The sequence below is a fragment of the Vicinamibacteria bacterium genome (genome assembly GCA_035620555.1).
Classification (GTDB): Bacteria; Acidobacteriota; Vicinamibacteria; order Marinacidobacterales; family SMYC01; genus DASPGQ01.
The window spans coordinates 1-3,707 of the sequence record DASPGQ010000278.1 but is presented as its reverse complement, the minus strand read 5'-3'; the positions used below and the strand labels follow the sequence as shown (position 1 = coordinate 3,707).

Here is a 3,707-nt window from a genome sequence, read left to right as displayed (position 1 = left end):
GCGCTGACGGTGAAGATCTGGGAAAGCGACGAGGCCTGGGCGAGCTATCGAATCGAGACCTAACAGGATGACGGCAAAGAAGACGACAAAAAAGAAGACCAAGAAGACCGGGACCGATCCGGGATCGGAGACGTTCTCCTTCCAGACCGAGGTGCAGAAGCTCCTCGACCTCATGGTCCACTCGCTCTACTCCCACAAGGAGATCTTCCTTCGAGAGCTGATCTCGAACGCGTCCGACGCGCTGGACCGCCTGCGCTTCGAGTCGCTCACGAATCAGGAGTTGCTATCCGAGGGAACGAGGCTCGAGATCCGTCTCGAAGCCGATCGCAAGGAGCGCCTGCTCACCGTCCACGACAACGGCATCGGGATGACTCGGCAAGAGGTCATCGACAACATCGGGACCATCGCGAAATCGGGGACGCAGGAGCTCGCGGAGAAGCTTCGCAAGAGCCGGTCGGACGAGGCCCTGGGAGAGCTCATCGGCCAATTCGGCGTAGGCTTCTACTCCTCGTTCATGGTGGCGGACAAAGTCGTGGTGGTCACTCGGCGCGCGGGCGAGCCGTCCGCCCAGCGGTGGGAATCGAGCGGACAGGGACAATTCAGCGTGGAGCCGACGGGGCGTGAGACCAACGGAACCTCGGTCACCCTTCATTTGAAGGCGGTCGACGAGGAAGAAGGCCTCGAGGACTTCACCGACCCAGCGGTCCTAGCTCGAATCGTGAAGAGATACTCCGATTTCATTTCCTATCCCATCGTCCTGAAGGCCGGGGACGAAGAGAAGACGTTGAACTCGATGAAGCCCATCTGGGAGCGCCCTGCGAGCGAGGTCAATGCCGAAGAGTACGCCGAGTTCTACAAACACATTACTCACGATTGGCGCGATCCGCTTGAGACCATCGTCCAGAAGGCCGAGGGACTTCTCGAGTACAAGGCGCTGTTGTTCATTCCCAGCGAGGCGCCCGTCGACCTGTACTTCGTTGGCTCCGAATCTGGGTTGAAGCTCTACGTGAAACGCGTGCTCATCATGGAGTCGTGCGAGGAGCTTCTGCCGCGATATCTCCGCTTCCTGCGGGGGGTCGTGGATTCATCCGACCTGCCTCTGAACGTGTCGCGGGAGATCCTGCAGCAGGACCGCCAGATCCGCCAGATGCGCAAAGGTCTACTCAAGAAGGTCCTCGATGCGCTGCAATCGATGAAGGAAACCGACGAGGCAAGGTATCTGAAGTTCTGGACCGCGTTCGGCCGAGCCCTGAAAGAGGGCGTGCCCGAGGATTTCGAGAACAGGGACAAGATCGTGTCGCTCTGCCTGTTCGCGTCGTCAGCCGACTCGGAGAAGCTGACGTCGCTTTCGGACTACGTTTCGCGAATGAAGGAAGAGCAGGACGCGATCTATTACATCGCCGGAGGCCCGAGAGAAATGCTGGAGAGCTCGCCTCACCTCGAGGCGTTCCGGGACCGGGGGCTCGAAGTACTCTTCATGACCGACGCCGTGGATGAGCTCCTCGTCCAAGCGCTGCCCGAGTTCGAGGGCAAGACGCTCCGGTCCGCCGGCAAAGGAACTCTGGAGCTGGGCTCGGAGGACGAGAGAAAGCAGAAGAAGAGAGATCTCGATGAGAAGTCGAAGGGATTCGAAGAGCTCTTGACACGGGTTCAGAAGATCCTGGACGATCGGGTGAAAGAGGTTCGACTCTCGAATCGTCTCACGACTTCTCCCGCCTGTCTCGTGGGTGGAGAGCACGAGTTCAGCCCCCGGCTCGAGAGCTGGCTACGGGAACAGCGAGGTGACGCCCCGGTGCTACGGCGCATTCTCGAGCTCAACCCCGATCACGAAGTCGTGAGCCGGTTGAAGGCACGATTCGATGTCGACGAGAGCTCGGAGCTCATCCCCGAGTACGCCGAGCTTCTCTACGGGTACGCAGTTCTCGCCGAAGGCTCCCCGCTCCGCGATCCGGCGGCGTTCGCGCGGCGCTTCGCGGATCTCATGGCGCGGGGCTTCGGCCCGTAGATTCATTCAGCCGTTTTACCAGGGGCCGGACCACCGCGCGGGGGGAAAGCCGAACCGCCAGAGCGCCGATCCGGTTGAGCGTTCCCGGAATGACGACGGGTCGACCTTTTTCCATGGCTCGGTAGCCAGCCGCCGCGGCGGTCCGCGCGTCCATGATGCCGAGTCGCACGAGGTTCGAGCCTTCGGTGCCCGCTCGAGCCTGGAACTCGGTGCGCACCGGACCGGGGCAAAGGGCGGTCACGGTGACGCCGGTATCTTTGAGCTCCTCGGTGATCGCTTCCGAGAACGAGAGCACATAGGCCTTGGTCGCGTAGTAGACAGCCATCAACGGACCGGGCTGCAGCGCGGCGGTCGAGGCGACGTTCAGGATGGCGCCCCGCTTTCGCGCCAACATTCCCGGAAGAAAGAGATGGGTCAGGTGAGTGAGGGCGGTGACGTTGAGCTGGACCATGTCGAGCAGCGTCGGCAGGGGCGTTTCATGGAACGCGCCCAGGTTTCCGAAGCCCGCGTTATTGATCAAAGCGTCGACGTCGAGGCGCCGTTTGACGACCTCCTGGTGCAGCCGCTCGGGAGAGTCGGGTGCGGCTAGATCGAGGACGATGGTCTCCGCTCGAACGCCGTAGGAGTCGCGCAGTCGACCGGCGAGGGTTTCGAGTCGCTCGGCCCTTCGCGCAACCAGGATGACACCGCGCCCTTTCTCGCCCGCGAGGATCGCGAGCTCTCTTCCGATTCCCGACGAGGCCCCGGTGACGAGCGTGAGACCTGAATTCTTCACGCGGGCACTATAGCAAACGCGGCTTGTCAGGGAGACGTTTCGTTTCTTACACTGATATTGACGACTGTCATGCCGTTCACCTGTCCGAGCTGCGATTACCCCCTCCACCAGGAGGAGCTGCCTCGCCTCGACGCCGCCAAGGTCCTGTGCCCGCAGTGCGAAGAGCCCCTGACCCTGCCCGACATGACGATCCCGCTATCCATCGTCGCCACGCCCGCGGAAGCGAGCCCGAAGCTCGATCCCGACAAGGCCTATGCGCTCGTTGTGCTCAGCGGAAAAGGCGCGGGGCAGATGATTGCCCTGGACAAGGGCTATGTCACCATTGGCCGCAGCGGGTGTGACATCTTGCTCGACGATGCCGAGATATCCAGACGGCATGCCTGCATCGAGATCGATGGAGACGGGGCAACGCTCGAGGACCTCGGAAGCACCAATGGGACGTACGTGGGTGACGAGCGCATCGATCGGGTTTCGCTTCCGAATCGCGCCCAATTCCGCGTCGGCTCTCACGTGATGGCCTTCGTCGTTAGCGATCGCTGAGCGGCGGGGCGTCAGCTATAATAGATGTAGCCTTTTCCGCGATGCCTTACCCTTTTCGGAACAAAGAGTTAAGCTGGCTCGCCTTCAACGCCCGCGTGCTTCAGGAGGCGAGCGACGAGAGCGTCCCCCTGATCGAGCGGGTTCGCTTTCTCGGGATTTTCTCCGCCAACCGGGACGAGTTCTATCGAGTACGGGTCGCGACGCTCCACCGGCTGGGGCGACTGGGCAAGAAGGGCAAGAAGCTCCTCGGCCACGATCCCAAGGCGGTCCTCGGCCAGATCAAGCAGATCATCCTGCGGCAGCAGGAAGTGTTCGAAGCCACGTACGACAGGATTCTGCATGAGCTCGCGGAACAGGGCATTCAGGTCGTCGACGAGACCGAGCTTT

The 3,707-nt window shown here is 61.7% G+C and carries 4 protein-coding genes; 3 read left to right on the top strand and 1 reads right to left on the bottom strand.

Annotated features, from left to right (window positions below):
* Positions 1–67 precede the first annotated feature (67 nt).
* On the top strand, positions 68–2,005 hold the full coding sequence (gene htpG / locus VEK15_11445; GenBank protein ID HXV61301.1) for a molecular chaperone HtpG: 1,938 nt from the start codon (positions 68–70) through the stop codon (positions 2,003–2,005).
* On the opposite strand, the gene VEK15_11440 is transcribed toward htpG, so the two are convergent.
* Positions 1,980–2,780, bottom strand: coding sequence for an SDR family oxidoreductase (locus VEK15_11440; protein ID HXV61300.1), 801 nt, complete (start codon positions 2,778–2,780; stop codon positions 1,980–1,982). The genes htpG and VEK15_11440 overlap by 26 nt on opposite strands.
* A 69-nt stretch (positions 2,781–2,849) precedes the next feature.
* Between VEK15_11440 and VEK15_11435 the strand changes: the two genes are divergently transcribed.
* Together VEK15_11435 and VEK15_11430 are read left to right on the top strand one after the other, a co-directional pair.
* The gene (locus VEK15_11435) at positions 2,850–3,320 is read left to right on the top strand and encodes an FHA domain-containing protein (GenBank protein ID HXV61299.1); all 471 of its coding nucleotides are present in this window, start codon (positions 2,850–2,852) and stop codon (positions 3,318–3,320) included.
* Positions 3,321–3,361: 41 nt separating this feature from the next.
* Positions 3,362–3,707 (top strand): polyphosphate kinase 1 (locus tag VEK15_11430; GenBank protein HXV61298.1); only part of this gene is annotated, 346 nt, incomplete at its 3' end.

Excerpts from the sequence above, each read along its gene's own strand:
- htpG (HXV61301.1), top strand. The coding sequence starts at position 68 with ATGACGGCAAAGAAGACGACAAAAAAGAAGACCAAGAAGACCGGGACC.
- VEK15_11435 (HXV61299.1), top strand. The coding sequence starts at position 2,850 with ATGCCGTTCACCTGTCCGAGCTGCGATTACCCCCTCCACCAGGAGGAG.